Source organism: Bacillus sp. FSL R7-0672 (assembly GCF_038601465.1).
GTDB classification, from domain to species: domain Bacteria; phylum Bacillota; class Bacilli; order Bacillales; family Bacillaceae; genus Bacillus; species Bacillus pumilus.
Map to the genome: position 1 here is coordinate 3,291,418 of NZ_CP152010.1, position 17,316 is coordinate 3,308,733.

A 17,316-nucleotide genomic window follows, 5' to 3' on the forward strand; every position below is an offset into this window, starting at 1 on the left:
CTTTTTGATTGCTTTATATGGGGGGAACAAAATGAACAAATCGAAAAATCGCTGGCTCATCGCAACAAGTGCTGTAGGAATTCATTTGTCTATTGGGTCTGTTTATGCTTGGAGTGTTTTTACGAATCCTTTACATCAGGCCTTTCATTGGTCACTCACAGAAATAAGCCTGACCTTCAGTATTGCTATTTTATTTTTAGGATTATCTGCTGCTTTCATGGGGCATTTCGTTGAAAGATATGGTCCAAGGGCATCAGGGCTCTTCTCAGCCATTTTCTTCGGTATCGGGATGACAGGGTCAGGATTCGCTGTCCACATGTCCTCACTCCCTCTCCTCTATTTATTTTATGGTGTACTCGCTGGGATAGGATTAGGGGTAGGCTACATTGCACCTGTATCAACTTTAGTGAAATGGTTTCCGGACCGAAGAGGACTTGCAACCGGCTTAGCTATTATGGGTTTTGGATTTGCGTCTCTTATTTGCAGCCCAATTATCCAATATCTCATTGAAAAAGTAGATATCACAAATACCTTTTACATTCTTGGAATTTCCTATTTTATGATCATGGTGATTTCGTCTCTTTATTTATCACCACCAACACCTGATGACATCAAACAATTTGATGTGTTAAAAACAAATCAAAGAAAAATCCCTCAGGATTTATCACAGCTTACAGCAAATGAAGCGATCAAAACACGACGTTTTTATTATTTGTGGCTCATGCTCTTTATTAATATCACATGCGGAATTGCCATTATTTCAGTAGCATCGCCTCTTGCTCAAGAAAGTGTTGGATTCACTGCAGGTGCTGCAGCTACCCTTGTTGGCATTTTAGGTGCTTTTAATGGTTTAGGACGGATTGGCTGGGCTTCCTTCTCAGATTATATCGGAAGGCCGAATACGTATACAATCTTCTTTAGTATCCAGCTCATTGCTTTTCCTTTACTTCCCTACTTAAAAGAACCACTCGTCTTTTCAATCGTGATGGCAATCATTTATACGTGCTATGGAGGAGGGTTTGCCTCAATTCCAGCCTATATTGGGGATTTATTTGGCACGAAACAACTTGGTGCCATACACGGTTATATTTTGACAGCCTGGGCAGCTGCTGGTTTAGCAGGACCTTTATTTTCATCCTTTATCCGGGATATAACAGGTAACTACACGCAGAGTCTGATGGTGTTCTCTGGCTTATTTTTCATCGCTTTTATCATATCTCTTCTCATACGGAAGGATATTCAGCAGCTTAGAGAAACAAACCTTACTGCTGCTGCTTCTGTCTCATCCCGACCTTAATTTGAATTTGACAGAATCACAATCTAAAGGTAATTTTTAGATATGAAAACGCTTTATAAAGTAAAAGGAGGGTGATGATATCATGGGGAAAACAAAACATAAGGGGCCTATTAAGCTTAATAAAAAACCCTCACCAAAGCTATGGGCCTCTTTTGCGCCTATGGGACTTGGAAAAGTAAAGCCGAAACACATTCGAGATACGATGAAAGTGGCTTGGGAGAACAAGGATAATCTCCCCTATGCATATCGTATTTTAACGCAAGGCGTGTGTGACGGCTGTGCCCTTGGTGTTTCAGGGTTATATGACCAAACGCTCGCAGGACCTCATATATGCACCACAAGACTAAATGTACTTCGTCTTAATACAATGCCAGCTATTGATCCAAAATGGTTTGAAGACATTCAACAACTCAAACAAATGGACAGCACTAATCTCCGCAAACTTGGCCGTATCCCTTATCCACTGATTCGAAAAAAAGGTGACAATGCCTTTATGCGTATTTCTTGGGATGATGCATTAGATCAAATCGCAGCTAAAATCAAATCAATTGATAAACGGCAGCTCGCTTTCTATTTAACAGCTAGAGGAATTACAAATGAAGTCTATTATACCGCTGCGAAGGCAGCTCGCTTTATCGGGACAAATCATATTGATAATGCGTCTCGCATTTGTCATTCACCGAGCAAAACCGCTCTTAAGCGATCTCTTGGCATAGGAGCCTCCAGCTGTAATTACAACGATTGGATCGGAACAGATGTCTTAATTTTTTGGGGATCTGTCGCAGCAAACAATCAGCCCGTTTCCACTAAATATATGTATGCGGCGAAAAAGAAAGGAACCAAAATTATTGTCATCAATCCATACAAAGAACCTGCCATGGAAAAGTACTGGGTTCCCTCTATTCCAGAAAGTGCTTTATTCGGCACAAAAATCGCAGATGATTTCTATCAAGTCAATATAGGCGGCGATATTGCGTTTATGAACGGTGTCATCAAACATTGGTTTGACATGGAGCAACACGCGCCCCATTCCGCTCTTGATCATGAATTTATTCAAGCTCATACTACCGGCATACAGGATTTACAGCAGCATGTCGCACAGTTGAAATGGGAAGACCTTGAGGCATCATCAGGCTTATCAAAAGAAAGAATGAAGGAATTTGCCATCCTTCTTGCCAATGCCAATTCAGGCGTTTTTATTTGGAGCATGGGTCTTACCCAGCACCGCTTTGCAACGGATAATATATCACAGGTCGCTAACCTTGCTATGTTACGTGGATTTATTGGCAGGAAACATTGTGGTGTCATGCCAATTCGCGGGCATAGCGGTGTTCAAGGTTCTGGTGAAATGGGTGCTGACCCATTTGTTTTGCCTGGCAGTGATTTTGATGAAGAGAATATTGAAAGAGTCGAAAAGATTTGGGGGTTTGACATTCCGAAATGGCATGGTGACACCATTGGGCAATCCTTTGAGAAAATGGCTCTCCCAAAAGAACATCCGCAAAAACTCAAAATGCTGTTTACGAGCGGCGGGAACTTTTTAGAAACGATGCCAAATCCAGATGCGATCGAAAAAGCATTATCTGAGCTTGAACTCCGTGTCCATCAAGATATCATTTTGAATACCTCTACGCTAGTAGAGGCAGAAGAGACGGTCATTGTTCTGCCTGCTATGACAAGATATGAACAGCCAGGCGGCGGTACATCAACTAGTACGGAACGCATGGTATATTTCAGTCCAGAAATTGAAGGACCTCGGATTGAGGAAGCCAGAGCAGAATGGGATATTTATATTGATCTTGCAAAAAGAGTACGCCCACAAGATGCTGAGCTGATTCATTTCGAAACGGCTGAAGACATTCGCCGTGAGATTGCGATCGCAAATCGAAACTATGATGGCATCCAGCATTTACGTCATAAAGGAGACGTTTTTCAATGGGGAGGTGCCTGGCTATGTGAAGACGGAGAGTGTCCAACACCGGACGGCAAAGGACATCTTCTTCCTGCCCAGCTGCCTCAATACCGAAAAAACGAGGGACATTTTGATATCACGACAAGAAGAGGAAAGCAATTCAACTCGATGATCTATAGTGAAAAGGATGCCTTTAATGGTGGGAAGCGTCATTCTATCTTGATGAATGACGAAGATGCTAAAGAGCTTTATGTCAAAGAAGGTGATCCAGTTGTTTTGTTTAATCAATATGGATCCTACCAAGGAGTCGCTCAATTCGGGGAGTTGAAACGTGGCAATATCGCTGTTTACTGGCCTGAAGGGAACGTTTTAATTCCAAAGGGTGTGTATGAGAGCTACTCACAGATTCCCGAATATAATACGGTGGCTATATTAGAAAAAGCTGAAACCTTTCATGCAAGAAAAGACCAGCACTACGTGGAGAAACGAATTGATGAATTAGAAACCACTTTGAATTGATCTTAAACTAAAAAACAGCTGGGGAAAACAATCCCCAGCTCCCATTCATATCCTACTGACCAAAAGCGCTCGCTGCATTTTGTAGAATGTGATTCAATTCTTCGGCATTTGCAGCCGGTTGATATTGTCCACCGCCTGCTTTTGCAACAGACTTTAGACTTTTGGCTTCTTTTTCATTCACGTCAAAGCCGATGATATTAACAATGGTGTCAATTCCGCCTTCATGTAATTCCTTTGCTGCTTGTGAAGGGCTTCCTCCACAAGTTTCTTTACCATCACTGACGACATAGACAATGTTTTTCCCTTCAGCCTGGTGATCTTCAAAATCTTGCTTCGTATCTGTTAATGCTTTTGCAAGTGGTGTCCATCCAGTTGGCTTATACACATTCAGTGCTTGCTGAAATGTTGATGACTCATATGATCCAAATCCATAAACGGCTTCAGAGCTTCCACAAGAAATTGCTTTTCCAGCATTTTTATTGGTTCCTTCATGACCAAATACACGAAGAAGGACTTGTGTATCATCTGATAAAATACTTGCGAAGCTTTGAATAGAACGTTTGGCGATATCGATTTTCTTTTCGCCTTCAATTGATTGCGCCATGCTGCCGCTTAAATCGAGTAATATCACCACATGAGCCGGCTCCTGTTTTTTTGTCACAGCATGAGCTGGTGAAGAAAGAAGCAGGACAAGACTAGCCAAAATGGTTAATACAATATTGCGTTTCATTCATAAAAACCTCCCTTTTTACATTTGTACAGAAAAAGAGAAACGAAAGCATACATCAATCGTTTCCCTTTTGTTCAGCAAGTTATTCGTGTAGTTTTAATGATTCTGCTGACAGGATAGAACCCATTTCTTTACCAGTGCTTGCTTGGTAGTAATGGCCTTTACCAGCTTTGGCTACTTGCTTTAATTGACCTTCATAGCCATCGTTAAAGTCTAATCCAATGACATTAACAACAGTCGAGCCTTTTGAGTTATGCAATTCTTTTGCTACTTTTACTGGATCACCGCCACAAGTTTCTTCGCCATCAGTGATGAGGTACACAATATGTTTTGTTCCATTATTAAGCTGTTCATCCGCTTGCTTTGCATGTTCAAGAGCACGAGCAATCGGTGTCCAGCCATTTGGTCCAAGTCCGTTTAAAGAGTTTTCAAAGCTTTCTTTTTCGTAAGGCTGTACGCCATAAACGCCTCTAATGACTTCACATGATTGAGCTTTACCTGAATTTTTGTTGTTTCCTTCAGAGCCAAACAAGCTCATACGAATTTTAGCGTCTTTTGGAAGTGACTGAGCAAATTTAAATACCTCTTGTTTTGCGAGGTCAAATTTGCGTTCTCCCTCTACTTTTCTTGCCATGCTTCCACTTGCATCAAGTAAGATGGTGACTCTTACATCTTTGTTTTGTTTTTTGACTGTAGATGCTTTTGCAAATACTGGTGAAGAGATTGACATAGATAATGTCAATACAGCTAAGGTTACGAGTGTAAATACTTTTTTCAACATCATTTTTTCCTTCCTCCCTATGTATTAAATTGAAACATCTTAATCGTAAAATATTCTGTCTTGGAATGGTATAGGACTCGGTCCCTTTTTCTCTTTCATCAAAATCACTAAAAATCTGTCAGTTGTCTAGATATATTCACCCAACACATCATTTTTTCTTTTGATTTCTCCTTCTTTCGAGGGGCTTTGTATCGGCCATCGGTTCTTGTCGGGACGTAAATGTTTAAGATTTCCTGAGGTGCGTCTTAAGTCGCAAATTGACACATTCTGTTCAAACCTCTTGGAACACACAAAAAAGATGCCCCCATTTTGAGGCACCTTTGCTTTATTTTTTAGCCATATACGTGTTAAGAAAACGATCAGCTGATTCAATTTGAATCCCTTTATAATAATGTTTCACGATAGCATCTACTTTTTTGCCTGACTGTGCCATATAATGCGCACCGTACTGACTCATTCCAACACCATGGCCATACCCTTTTGTCGTGATGATAATTTGCTGGCCCTGTCGTTCCCATGTAAAGTCCGCTGAGTGAAGCCCTAATGACTCTCGAATATCTCTACCTGACAGTGTTTTACCGTTTATTACGGCTTTCGCCACTTGATTTCCAGGTGTCCGTTCTACAATCTGTCCTACCTGAGCCTGCTGAGTGAGCGTCACACCTAATTTTTGCTGAAATTCATTCACTGAGATGGTTTTCTTGTTTTGAAATTTTGGCGATTTTTCGTCCCATTTACTTGAGACACTTTTCAAATAGGGGATTTCATTTTTCCAATAAGCTTCGGCATTTTCCGTTTTCCCGTTACTTGTTGAAAAGAATGAGGCATCAATTGGTTTTTCGTCGTAGGTCAACACTTTTCCTTGTGTGCTAGCGACAGCTTCTGTGACTTTTTTTAACTTCCAATTGTACGCTTTTCCCCAAATTTTCTTGAGTTCCTGCTTGTTTTTATAAACTTGGAACATTTGGGTATCATCTACAAGAGAGCCCTTTGGTGATTTGACGGTCTTATCGATGATCATTTGTCTGACGATATACGTTCTTGCGGCGAGTGCCTGTGCCTTAAGTGCTTCCATCTCAAAATCAGCTGGCATTTCAGATGCTACGACACCAATCACATACTCTTCTAAGGGGATGTTTTCTACCTGCTGATGAGCTGAACGATAGACGGGGATAGCGACGGGTGATTGCTTCAATTTGACTGTACCCTTCACTTCTTTTTTAACTGATGGCTCCGCTGATACATGCTGGCTTGCCTCCGGTTTCCCTTGAAACGTCGGCAACACAAGTAAAGTTGGAATCATTAAAATAATGATGCATATTCCTGCGATTGTCCATATCATTGGTTTCATATTTGGCTGCCCCCATTTGTCATTGGATCTCTTTTATCCTATGGGCGGGGACAAGCTAATATGACAGCTTCTTTCATTCAGTGGACAAGTCTTTTGATAAAGATAAGAGGCTCTTTATCAACTGATTTTACTGTTCGTCTTTATGAATAAAATTTAAGATGGTTGGATACACTAATGATAAGCTTTGAAAATAAATCATTCTATGATTCTAAAAAAAAAATCAGCATGCCCCAATGGACACACTGATTTCTTTATGATTACGCGTTCAGATCTGATACAACTTGTTCTTGTGTCACATCTGCTGTTTCATCATTTACTCTTTCAATATCTGCACCGATTGCTGCAAGCTTCTGGTGGAAGTTCACATAACCACGATCGATATGCTTCAACTCAGTGACACGTGTATGACCTTCTGCTACTAATCCAGCAAGTACAAGTGCTGCTCCTGCTCTTAAATCAGTCGCTGACACTTCAGCACCTTGAAGTTGAACCGGCCCGTTGATAATGACAGAGCGACCCTCAATTTTAATATCACCATTCATACGGCGGAATTCTTCTGCATGCATAAAGCGGTTTTCAAACACCGTTTCTGTGATCATGCTTGTTCCGTTCGCACGAAGCAATAGCGCCATCATCTGAGATTGCATATCCGTTGGGAAACCAGGATGTGGCATTGTTTTTAGATCGATTGGCTTGAGCTCAGATGGTCCAATGACTCTTAAACCTTCTTCTTCTTCAATGATCTGAATACCCATTTCTTCCATTTTTGCTACAAGTGATGTCATGTGCTCCGGCACTGCGCCTTTCACAAGAACATTTCCTTCTGTAATGGCTGCTGCCACCATGAAAGTACCTGCTTCAATTCTGTCAGGGATGATGTTGTGTTTTGCACCGTAAAGTGTTTCCACACCTTCGATTTTGATTGTACCAGTACCAGCTCCGCGAACCTTACCACCCATGGCATTGATGTAGTTTGCCAAATCAACAATTTCAGGTTCTTTTGCTACGTTTTCTAAAATCGTTGTTCCTTCAGCTAATGCTGCTGCCATAATGATGTTTTCAGTTGCGCCAACACTTGGGAAATCCAAATAGATTTTCGCACCTTTTAAACGGCCTTGAACTTCAGCCTCGATGAAACCATTTCCTACTTGAATTTTAGCTCCCATTGCTTCAAAGCCTTTTAAATGCTGGTCAATTGGCCTTGAACCAATCGCACACCCTCCAGGTAATGCAACTCTTGCATGACCTGTTCTTGCTAAAAGTGGTCCCATGACGAGCACAGACGCTCGCATTTTACGGACATACTCAAACGGAGCCTCAGTTTCTAGTGCATGAGATGCATCCACTGATACTTCGTTATTTTCAAAATGTACTTCTGCTCCTAAATGACGTAACACTTCATTGATTGTATATACATCGGAGAGCGTAGGTACATCACAAATTACGCTTTTTTCTGTACTTGCTAACAAAGATGCAGCGATAACTGGTAAAACGGCATTTTTTGCTCCTTCTACTTTAACTGTGCCGTTTAACTTTTGACCGCCGCGGACGATGATTTTTTCCAAGGTCTTCCCCTCCGCGTCCCAAATTCTCTATATTAATATTCAGTCGTTACGATTGGTGTGCCAACCGTAATCGTATGATTTTCGTTCATTTCCGAACTTCTGATGGCAATTTGAACATTCATTTTATCATTTGAAGTCATAATGAACTGTTCCCACTTATCTGTGTAAGCGGAAAGCGACACAAAATTAGACTCAACGAGATACTCAACTGGTTTTGCTTGAAATTCATTTGCTAACATTTCAGCCTTTTTTTGCAAAACAACATCCATCATACCATTTACATGACCATCGAGACAAGTAAAAATTACAAATTTCTCTTGTAATATGCTTTTTGCATGACGTACGAACTGATCATATGTATGCTCCCAGGTATTCAGTGGGCGAGCACCTTTTTGCTCATATAATAAATACGACTTTTGATTGGATTTTGTGTCGGTCTTCACGAGTAAAACTTTCGATAATGTATCATTTTTTTCATCTTTGTAAATTCCTGTGACTTTGGTGACATGTTCTTCTTCTTTTTCGGTCCACTCATACTGTCGTAGTTCGTCTTTGAAACGTTTCACTTTTTTTGAAAATTGTTCGGATGAAATGTCTACATTTGTTTTGGCGTGAAGAGTCCATCCATCTACTTCAATTTGCTGGTTTTTTAGACCTTCTGCTATTTGGACGAGCGGAGAAGATTCTTCCGCACGAACACCTTGAATCATCAGAACAAAAAAAAGAATAAACGCAAATAATGGCCAACCTTTTACATACTTTCTCACTTGTCATTCCCCCTTGCTACAAGTGTTGCCGCAAGGAGGTCTATGCATACGTGGAAAAGTCATCAAAGGCCATACTTTTGACACTTTTTTTAAGTTCCCGCATAAGGCAGTGACCAAACCTTTTACGTTAGAACATATAAGGTATTTGTCTGGAGAAATTTAAGTAATCAAGGAAGAAATTGCTGACTGCAGATGCAATAGCAATGGTAATGAGCATCATCAGCAATCTTGCCTGAATGATTTTCCCTTTTTTAATCAGTGGGTCAATATTTACGGCAAGCAATGCCCACCATGTAACCGCAATAAAAAACAGGTGGATCACAATACTAACAATTGCTTGTTGTCCTACGTCTTCCATACAGTTGAATCCTCCTTTTATTTATTTCTGTAAAGGAAAACTCCCTTTCATTATATCCTCGAAAATCGGAAAGATGAATCATTTGGAAAAAAGAGCTACATTTAGAGTAAATCCCCTCTTATCCTGGTGCCAAGGAGATGATATACTGCGTGTGGAAGGAGCTGAACATATTGAAAGATTCTTTTCCTGACTTTGTTGATTTGTACGGAGAACTGGTTCCCTCATTTGATCATGAATGGGAGGCCATTGCTTTCTACTTTGATTATAGACAGACACAGCTAGAAGAATTAGCACAATTGTGTCATTTTCATAACATTTCTTTGGATTACTCTGAGGAAAGCCTGAATCAGTTAGAATCACTTTACTTTGATGCATTTACCAAGCAGCTGTTTGCCGAGTGGAAAATGCCAATAGATGCATTAGAAGCGATGATGAGTGTGTATATGGGAGAGGTTGTTCTTCGTCATCATTCAGATGCTGACTGGGTGGTACGGCCTTATATGGACTCTCCGCATCAATATACGCTGGGTTTGCGACGGCACAATAAAACGTGGCATAGTACGCAGTTTTGCGAGCACTTATATCTTGAAAAACAGGATTCTCATCCATATGTGTCAATGTACCAATCCCTCATGTCACTTTAAAAAAATCCTTCTTATCATTGTGATAAGAAGGATTTTCTGTTTTATTTCCCTGCTACATTTAAACGGTTTAACGCCCGTTTTAATGCGAGTTCCGCCCGGCGTATATCACTTTCATTCGGGTGGTTCAAATGCTCTTCAGCACGCTGTTTCGCTGATTTAGCACGATCGACATCAACTTTATCTGATGTTTCAGCGGCCTGAGCAAGAATGGTTACTTGTTCAGGGCGAACTTCAACAAATCCGCCACTTACTGCAACCAATTCAGTTGATCCACTATGTTTTAAGCGAACTGCACCGATTTTTAGCGGAGCAACCATTGGAACGTGGCCAGCTAAAATACCAAGCTCACCGCTTTCTGCTCTGACACTGACCATTTCCACATCCGCTTGATACACTGGGCCGTCGGGAGTAACGATATTGACTTGAACGGTCTTCATGCTTTTACCCTCCTAAGGACCAGATTAGGCCTCTACACCCATCTCTTTGGCTTTTTCAACCACTTCTTCAATGCGTCCAACTAAGCGGAATGCATCTTCTGGAAGGTGATCGTATTTACCAGATAAGATTTCCTTGAAGCCTTTAACAGTTTCCTTCAATGGCACGTAAGAACCTTTTTGGCCAGTGAACTGCTCTGCTACGTGGAAGTTTTGAGATAGGAAGAATTGAACACGACGCGCTCTGTGTACCACAAGCTTATCGTCCTCTGATAATTCATCCATACCTAAAATGGCAATGATATCTTGTAGTTCTTTATAACGCTGCAATGTTTGCTGCACTTCACGTGCGATGGCATAGTGCTCTTCGCCAACGATCTCAGGTGCAAGTGCACGAGATGTTGAAGCAAGAGGATCAACCGCTGGGTAAATACCCATTTCAGTCAGCTTACGCTCAAGGTTTGTCGTTGCATCAAGGTGAGCGAACGTTGTTGCTGGAGCTGGATCCGTATAGTCATCCGCAGGTACATAGATCGCTTGAATCGATGTAACCGATCCTACGTTTGTAGACGTGATACGCTCTTGCAGCTGACCCATTTCTGTTGCAAGTGTCGGCTGATAACCTACCGCTGAAGGCATACGTCCAAGAAGGGCTGATACTTCAGAACCTGCTTGTGTAAAACGATAGATGTTATCGATGAAGAACAATACGTCTTGACCTAGTTCATCACGGAAATGCTCTGCCATTGTCAAACCAGTTAGGGCAACACGCATACGTGCACCTGGTGGCTCGTTCATTTGACCGAAGACCATGGCTGTTTTTTCGATAACGCCAGAATCTTTCATTTCGTAGTAAAGGTCGTTTCCTTCACGTGTACGCTCTCCAACACCAGCGAATACAGAAATACCGCCGTGTTCTTGTGCGATGTTGTTGATCAATTCTTGAATCAGAACGGTTTTACCTACACCGGCTCCACCGAATAGACCGATCTTTCCGCCCTTGATGTAAGGAGCAAGAAGGTCAACAACTTTAATACCCGTTTCAAGAATTTCAACTTCTGTTGAAAGTTGATCAAAAGAAGGCGCTTGTCTGTGGATTGGATCTCTTTGAGCTTCCACACCAAGTGGCTCATCTAAGTCAATATTATCTCCCAGTACGTTGAATACACGTCCAAGTGTTACGTTACCAACTGGTACTGAAATTGGTTTTCCAAGGTCTACAGCTTCCATACCGCGCTTCACACCATCTGTTGATGCCATTGCGATGGTTCTGACTGTATTATCACCTAAATGTAGTGCTACTTCTAAAGTTAATTCGATAGTAACTTCACTTTCACTTTCCGCTTTATGCGAAACTCTGATCGCATTATAAATCTCAGGCAAGTGACCGTCTTCAAAATGAACGTCTACGACTGGTCCCATGATCTGACTGATGCGTCCTGTTTTCATTGCATTCCCTCCTGACAATTATTTCTATTCTAAGGCAGCTGCTCCGCCGACAATTTCTGTAATCTCTTGTGTAATCGCTGCTTGACGAGCACGGTTGTAAGAGAGTGTCAGGCCGTCGATCAATTCCTTTGCGTTGTCTGTTGCACTCTTCATTGCTGTCATCCTTGCAGCATGTTCACTTGCTTTACTGTCAAGAAGCGCACCGAAAATCAAACTCTCTGCATATTGAGGAAGGAGAACTTCAAGAATTTCTTCTTCAGAAGGCTCAAACTCATAAGATGCGGAACGTTTATTGGGTGTCGCTGCGGCCGAAATGTCCGTTAGCGGCAATAATTTCTTCTCTGTTACTTCTTGTGAAATGGCACTGACAAAGTGGTTGTAGAACATGTAAAGTTCGTCAAACGCTTCATCAGAGAACATTTGAACTGTACTGCTTGCTAATTCTTTAATATCAGCAAACGCTACTTCGTCTCCAAGCCCTGTGACTTCAGAAATAACTGGAATACCGCGCTTTTTGAAGAAGTCGCGTCCGATTTTACCAATCACAATCACCGTATATTCATCAGCGGATTGATGACGAGATTGAATGGTTTGGTAAGCGGCACGCAAAATCGAGCTGTTAAAAGGTCCTGCAAGTCCTCGATCAGATGTAATGACGAGATACCCTGCTTTCTTGACAGGTCTTGAAAGAAGCATTGGGTGCTTAGCACTTGTTCCAGTTGCGATTGCAGCAACGACTTCCTGGATTTTCTCCATGTAAGGAACAAAAGACTTCGCATTGTTTTCAGCACGATTCAGTTTCGCAGCTGATACCATTTGCATCGCTTTTGTGATCTGACTCGATTTTTTCGTTGACGTGATCCTTGACTTTATATCGCGTAATGAGGCCAAAGATTTCACCACCTTTTTTCAGGAATCCGTGTTCATTTACGTGAAAAGAGAGAAAAAGAGAATCTTTTTCTCTCGGAAAGATTACTAATTAGTTGCTTGGTGCAAACGTACGTTTAAAGCCTTCGATTGCTGTATTCCACTCTTCATCAGCAGGCATGTTTCCTGTTTGAGAGATCGTGTCAAACAAGTCTTTATGGTTTTCTTCAATGTACATGAATAATTCAGCTTCGAAACGTTTGACATCAGCAATCGCGACATCGTCTAAGTATCCTCTTGTAAGTGCATAAAGAATCGCTACTTGTTTTTCAACTTTAAGCGGTTTGTTCAAGTCTTGTTTTAAGACTTCAACTGTTCTAGCACCACGGTTTAATTTTGCTTGAGTCGCTTGGTCTAGATCAGATCCAAATTGAGCGAATGCTTCAAGCTCACGATAAGAAGCAAGATCCAGACGAAGTGTACCTGCTACCTTTTTCATCGCTTTGATTTGTGCAGAACCACCTACACGGGATACAGACAATCCTGCGTTTACTGCTGGACGTACGCCTGAGAAGAAGAGGTCAGATTGTAAGAAAATCTGTCCATCTGTGATTGAAATAACGTTTGTTGGGATATATGCAGAGATATCGCCAGCTTGCGTTTCTACGAAAGGCAATGCTGTGATAGAACCGCCACCCTTTTCGTCACTAAGCTTCGCTGCACGCTCTAATAAGCGAGAGTGAAGATAGAAAACATCACCAGGGAATGCCTCACGACCTGGAGGACGACGAAGCAATAATGAAAGCTCACGGTAAGCTGCCGCTTGTTTAGAAAGGTCATCATATACAACAAGTACGTGCTTGCCGTTATACATGAATTCCTCACCCATCGTTACACCTGCATAAGGAGCAAGGTAAAGTAGCGGAGCTGGCTGTGATGCAGAAGCTGTGACTACAATTGTGTAATCAAGCGCACCATGCTTACGAAGTGTTTCAACAACACCACGAACCGTTGATTCCTTTTGTCCGATCGCTACATAAATACAGATCATGTCTTGATCTTTTTGGTTTAGGATCGTATCAATTGCAACAGATGTTTTACCTGTTTGACGGTCACCAATGATCAATTCACGCTGTCCACGTCCGATTGGAATCAAGGCATCAATTGCTTTAATCCCTGTTTGAAGCGGCTCATGTACAGATTTACGATCCATAACGCCTGGTGCTTCACTTTCGATTGGACGAGTTTTGCTTGTTAAAATTGGACCTAGTCCATCAACAGGCTGACCAAGTGGGTTCACAATACGTCCGATTAACTCTTCACCTACTGGAACCTCCATGATACGACCTGTACGTTTTACATCATCACCTTCGCGGATATCTTTGTAAGGTCCTAAAATAACGATACCTACGTTAGACTCCTCAAGGTTTTGAGCCATACCCATTACACCGTTAGAGAACTCAACCAGCTCTCCTGCCATAATGTTGTCAAGGCCATGTACACGCGCGATACCGTCCCCTACTTGAATGACTGTACCGACATCTTTTACTTCAATTTCAGATTGATAGTTTTGGATTTGCTGCTTTATCAGCGCGCTAATCTCTTCAGCTTTGATACTCACTAAGGTTTCACCCCTTCTAACGATTTTCGCCTGCAAGCTGACGTTCAATGCGGGAAAGCTTTCCGCTGACACTGCCGTCATAAATGCGGTTTCCGATACGGATTTTCACTCCGCCTATTAGATCCTTGTCAATCACATTTTCAACACGCAGTGATGTGACTCCGGCTTTTTTGGCAAATACTTCAGATAAAGATTGAATTTCAGCGCCGCTCAGCGGTTTCACTGAATACACGACCGCATCGTCTATTTGTTTCGTTCGGTTTGCCAGTTTCACAAACTCAGACGTCATTTCAGAGAAAATATTCGTGCGCCCGCGGTCAATCAATAAATACATTGTGTGCAATACATGTGTCGAAACACCTTTGAAAGCTTCTGCAATCAAATGTTTCTTTTTGTCTGCCGTAATCTTTGGATGAACAAGAAAGTCATTCAATTCTTGGTCAGCCTTTAGAACTTTTTTGATCTCATTCAGCTCTTTTTCAGTTTCGTCTACTGCCGAAGAAGCAAGAACGATGTCAAAAAGAGCAGAAGCGTAACGCTTAGAGACAATAGTCACGCTCATCGGCTTTCGCCTGCCTCTTTAAGATACTCTTGAATCAATTTCTCTTGTGCTTGCTCATCAAGTTCTCTTTCAATCACTTTAGATGCAATAAGTACAGATAGTGATGCAACCTGCTCGCGCAGTGCAGCCACAGCTTGTTCTTTTTCTTTCACGATTTCAGTTCTAGCAGACTCTTTCAAGCGCTCTGACTCTTGACGTGCTGCTTGAATGATCTCTTCTTTTTGCTTCTCACCAATCTTTTTCGCATTTTCGATGAGTGTATGTGATTCTTCGCGTGCTTCTTTCAATAAGGCACGTTGTTCTTCAAGAAGCTTTTCAGCTTGAACGTGCTTTTGTTCAGCACTTGAAATTTCATTTCCTATATAATCTTCACGCTGTTTCATAATCCCTAATAAAGGCTTAAGCGCAAATTTCTTTAAAAGTGCAAGCAAGATGAGCATAGCGATCAACTGGAATATCATATCCCCAGCGTTGAAACTTAAGCCACCTGCTCCTAAAACCACTGGTAACTGAGACATTTAGTACGGCAACTCCCTTCTTTAAATAATATGTTAAGAAACAAAACATAAAGGAATGGCGAAGTTTCGAACTAATCTGATCTTCGCCATTAAATTTCATATTAGAACGCTTCTCACATATTAACCAAAGAATGCCAAGAATGCGATAACGACAGCGATAATTGGAAGTGCCTCAACTAAAGCAACCCCGATGAACATAAGAGTTCTTAGTTCTCTACCAGCTTCTGGCTGACGAGCGATTCCTTCAACTGTTTTAGATACGATTAGACCGTTACCAATACCTGCTCCTAGTGCTCCCAAACCGATTGCAATTGCTGCTGCTATTAAATTCATTAAAAAGCTCCTCCTTTAAAATAACGTCCTTTTTGGACTCTCAATTTTTTAGTGTTCGTCGCTGACTTTATGAGAAATGTACACCATTGTCAGCATGGTGAAGATAAATGCTTGGATTGTACCGACAAACAAACTAAATGCCTGCCATACAATCATCGGCACGATGGCACCTAATGTACCAACGATACCAAGCGCAATGTTTTGCGTGTAGAAATTGGTCGCAAGTCCTGCAAGCAAACCAAGAAGAATCTCTCCAGCAAAAATGTTTCCATAAAGACGCAAACCAAGTGTTAGCGTGTTTGCAAATTCTTCAATAAGTTTCAATGGTACTAAAAGCGGAATTGGTCTAAAGTAGTCTTTCGTATATTCCTTGACTCCTTTTGCCTTGACACCGTAATAATGTGTCAATCCCATGACCATAATCGCTAGTGTCATTGTGATTGCAGGGTCTGCTGTTGGTGATTTCCACCACAAGTTGTGATCGACCGTAATCGCAAATGGCAGTCCTAGCATGTTTGAAACAAATATGTACATGAGTAATGTAACGCCTAGCGCTAGAAATGGGGCTCCTGTTTTCATGTCCATCGAACTACCTATGATATTTCGAACAAAATCAACAATCCATTCCATGAAGTTCTGCGCCTTTGTCGGACGAATAGACAGAACACGAGTAGTCAGCACCGCTATGAGAAGAACGATGATACTAGCAATCGTAATCATGAGAACATTAGATAAGTTGAACGTTAACCCTAAAAATTCTGTCGTTTTTGAACTGTGACCCAAAGAGTATTCACCTCTCTTCCATAGTAGAACGTTTAAGTTGAATGAAGGAATCTATCATAATGACAGGATATATTGTCATTAATCCTATAACAACACCTGCCAGATGAACTTCATTAGGGTAACGCCAAGCAATCGCTACAGCGAGAATTGCGTTGGCCCACCTGGCTGTACTTCCCATTGAACGAATGGATTTTCCTTTTTTAACCGCTCGATCAAAAGCATGCATTCTCCGTATAAGTAGGAATAAATTAAAGAAAGCAAAAATTGTGCCGATAATCAAACCAAGAAACAGTGGTTTAAAACCAGGCATGGCATAGCCAAACACAAAAATTGCCAATAGATAGAACATGTATTTACTCTGTCTGCGGAAAATCGCGTTTGGATCGTTCATTCATCTGACTCCCGATGAAAAATATTGTAAAAAAGGTGATAATTGGTGATGAAAACTGCGTAGAAGACGCTTATGATAAGCAGTCCTGTTCGAAAAAAATCAATCACCCATCGGTCTAATTGCACAATCAGACTTGAAATCTAAAGATCTATGGGATGTTGCTTCATTCGCTGATACAAACCCTGATAATTAAAGGGTTCACAATGAGGATTAGTAGAGTGCTATAGGCTATGAAAACCTTACCATAATACCCTCGTTTAGCATACAATAGCGTCTATGATGTGTCAATCCGTTGAAAGTTAAAAAACTTTTCTATAATGATAGAGCACACAAAATGTTCACAATTTCATCAAACTTTAGGAGACACGTGACATTCATTGAAAAAAACAGCTAATGTTCAGTATACATTGATTTTTCTAAGAACGATATCAACC

At 41.3% G+C, this 17,316-nt stretch carries 18 protein-coding genes; 3 read left to right on the forward strand and 15 right to left on the reverse strand.

What is annotated here, in order from left to right:
- Nucleotides 1-31: 31 nt before the first annotated feature.
- Nucleotides 32-1,297 (forward strand): OFA family MFS transporter, encoded by a 1,266-nt coding sequence (locus tag MKY18_RS16760; RefSeq protein WP_342497592.1) that lies wholly within the window; start codon nucleotides 32-34, stop codon nucleotides 1,295-1,297.
- An 82-nt stretch (nucleotides 1,298-1,379) separates the two neighbouring features.
- On the forward strand, nucleotides 1,380-3,728 hold the full coding sequence (locus MKY18_RS16765; RefSeq protein ID WP_342497593.1) for an FdhF/YdeP family oxidoreductase: 2,349 nt from the start codon (nucleotides 1,380-1,382) through the stop codon (nucleotides 3,726-3,728).
- Between the two features lie 52 nt (nucleotides 3,729-3,780).
- Here the strand turns inward: MKY18_RS16765 and MKY18_RS16770 are convergent, their stop codons facing one another.
- The 6 genes from MKY18_RS16770 to MKY18_RS16795 form a co-directional block, all read right to left on the reverse strand.
- On the reverse strand, nucleotides 3,781-4,458 hold the full coding sequence (locus tag MKY18_RS16770) for a VWA domain-containing protein (protein ID WP_065097868.1): 678 nt from the start codon (nucleotides 4,456-4,458) through the stop codon (nucleotides 3,781-3,783).
- A gap of 82 nt (nucleotides 4,459-4,540) precedes the next feature.
- Entirely contained in the window at nucleotides 4,541-5,239 is a 699-nt protein-coding gene (locus MKY18_RS16775; RefSeq protein WP_080772972.1) for a VWA domain-containing protein, read from the reverse strand.
- 325 nt (nucleotides 5,240-5,564) lie between these two features.
- The gene (spoIID, locus tag MKY18_RS16780; protein ID WP_065097867.1) at nucleotides 5,565-6,590 is read right to left on the reverse strand and encodes a stage II sporulation protein D; all 1,026 of its coding nucleotides are present in this window, start codon (nucleotides 6,588-6,590) and stop codon (nucleotides 5,565-5,567) included.
- 257 nt (nucleotides 6,591-6,847) lie between these two features.
- Nucleotides 6,848-8,155 carry a UDP-N-acetylglucosamine 1-carboxyvinyltransferase gene (gene murA, locus MKY18_RS16785; protein ID WP_342497594.1) on the reverse strand — a complete coding sequence of 436 codons (1,308 nt, stop codon included), beginning with the start codon at nucleotides 8,153-8,155 and terminating at the stop codon, nucleotides 6,848-6,850.
- A 32-nt stretch (nucleotides 8,156-8,187) separates the two neighbouring features.
- The gene (locus MKY18_RS16790) at nucleotides 8,188-8,922 is read right to left on the reverse strand and encodes a YwmB family TATA-box binding protein (RefSeq protein ID WP_106066999.1); all 735 of its coding nucleotides are present in this window, start codon (nucleotides 8,920-8,922) and stop codon (nucleotides 8,188-8,190) included.
- A gap of 127 nt (nucleotides 8,923-9,049) precedes the next feature.
- Nucleotides 9,050-9,280: a DUF1146 family protein gene (locus MKY18_RS16795; protein ID WP_044140141.1), complete on the reverse strand. Its 231-nt coding sequence runs from the start codon at nucleotides 9,278-9,280 to the stop codon at nucleotides 9,050-9,052.
- A 170-nt stretch (nucleotides 9,281-9,450) separates the two neighbouring features.
- Here MKY18_RS16795 and MKY18_RS16800 point away from each other — a divergent pair, with 170 nt between their 5' ends.
- On the forward strand, nucleotides 9,451-9,924 hold the full coding sequence (locus MKY18_RS16800) for a hypothetical protein (protein ID WP_065098079.1): 474 nt from the start codon (nucleotides 9,451-9,453) through the stop codon (nucleotides 9,922-9,924).
- A 41-nt stretch (nucleotides 9,925-9,965) separates the two neighbouring features.
- On the opposite strand, the gene MKY18_RS16805 is transcribed toward MKY18_RS16800, so the two are convergent.
- The 9 genes from MKY18_RS16805 to MKY18_RS16845 all read right to left on the reverse strand — a co-directional run bounded on the left by MKY18_RS16805 (nucleotide 9,966) and on the right by MKY18_RS16845 (nucleotide 16,882).
- Nucleotides 9,966-10,361, reverse strand: a complete 396-nt coding sequence (locus MKY18_RS16805; RefSeq protein WP_044140142.1) for a F0F1 ATP synthase subunit epsilon — start codon at nucleotides 10,359-10,361, stop codon at nucleotides 9,966-9,968.
- A gap of 24 nt (nucleotides 10,362-10,385) precedes the next feature.
- A complete protein-coding gene (gene atpD / locus MKY18_RS16810; RefSeq protein WP_113767795.1) occupies nucleotides 10,386-11,807 on the reverse strand; it encodes a F0F1 ATP synthase subunit beta in 1,422 nt (473 codons plus the stop codon).
- A 24-nt stretch (nucleotides 11,808-11,831) separates the two neighbouring features.
- Complete coding sequence (locus tag MKY18_RS16815; protein WP_113767796.1) at nucleotides 11,832-12,698, reverse strand: F0F1 ATP synthase subunit gamma; 867 nt, start codon at nucleotides 12,696-12,698, stop codon at nucleotides 11,832-11,834.
- A gap of 88 nt (nucleotides 12,699-12,786) precedes the next feature.
- Complete coding sequence (gene atpA, locus MKY18_RS16820) at nucleotides 12,787-14,295, reverse strand: F0F1 ATP synthase subunit alpha (RefSeq protein ID WP_034660286.1); 1,509 nt, start codon at nucleotides 14,293-14,295, stop codon at nucleotides 12,787-12,789.
- A gap of 16 nt (nucleotides 14,296-14,311) precedes the next feature.
- Nucleotides 14,312-14,857 (reverse strand): F0F1 ATP synthase subunit delta, encoded by a 546-nt coding sequence (locus MKY18_RS16825; protein ID WP_034660287.1) that lies wholly within the window; start codon nucleotides 14,855-14,857, stop codon nucleotides 14,312-14,314.
- Nucleotides 14,854-15,375 carry a F0F1 ATP synthase subunit B gene (gene atpF / locus MKY18_RS16830; RefSeq protein WP_065097865.1) on the reverse strand — a complete coding sequence of 174 codons (522 nt, stop codon included), beginning with the start codon at nucleotides 15,373-15,375 and terminating at the stop codon, nucleotides 14,854-14,856. Before atpF ends, MKY18_RS16825 begins: the two co-directional genes overlap by 4 nt.
- A gap of 120 nt (nucleotides 15,376-15,495) precedes the next feature.
- Nucleotides 15,496-15,708 (reverse strand): F0F1 ATP synthase subunit C, encoded by a 213-nt coding sequence (gene atpE / locus MKY18_RS16835; RefSeq protein WP_003214968.1) that lies wholly within the window; start codon nucleotides 15,706-15,708, stop codon nucleotides 15,496-15,498.
- A 48-nt stretch (nucleotides 15,709-15,756) separates the two neighbouring features.
- Entirely contained in the window at nucleotides 15,757-16,491 is a 735-nt protein-coding gene (gene atpB, locus MKY18_RS16840; RefSeq protein ID WP_065097864.1) for a F0F1 ATP synthase subunit A, read from the reverse strand.
- 7 nt (nucleotides 16,492-16,498) lie between these two features.
- A complete protein-coding gene (locus MKY18_RS16845; protein ID WP_003215321.1) occupies nucleotides 16,499-16,882 on the reverse strand; it encodes an ATP synthase subunit I in 384 nt (127 codons plus the stop codon).
- Between the last annotated feature and the right edge of the window lie 434 nt (nucleotides 16,883-17,316).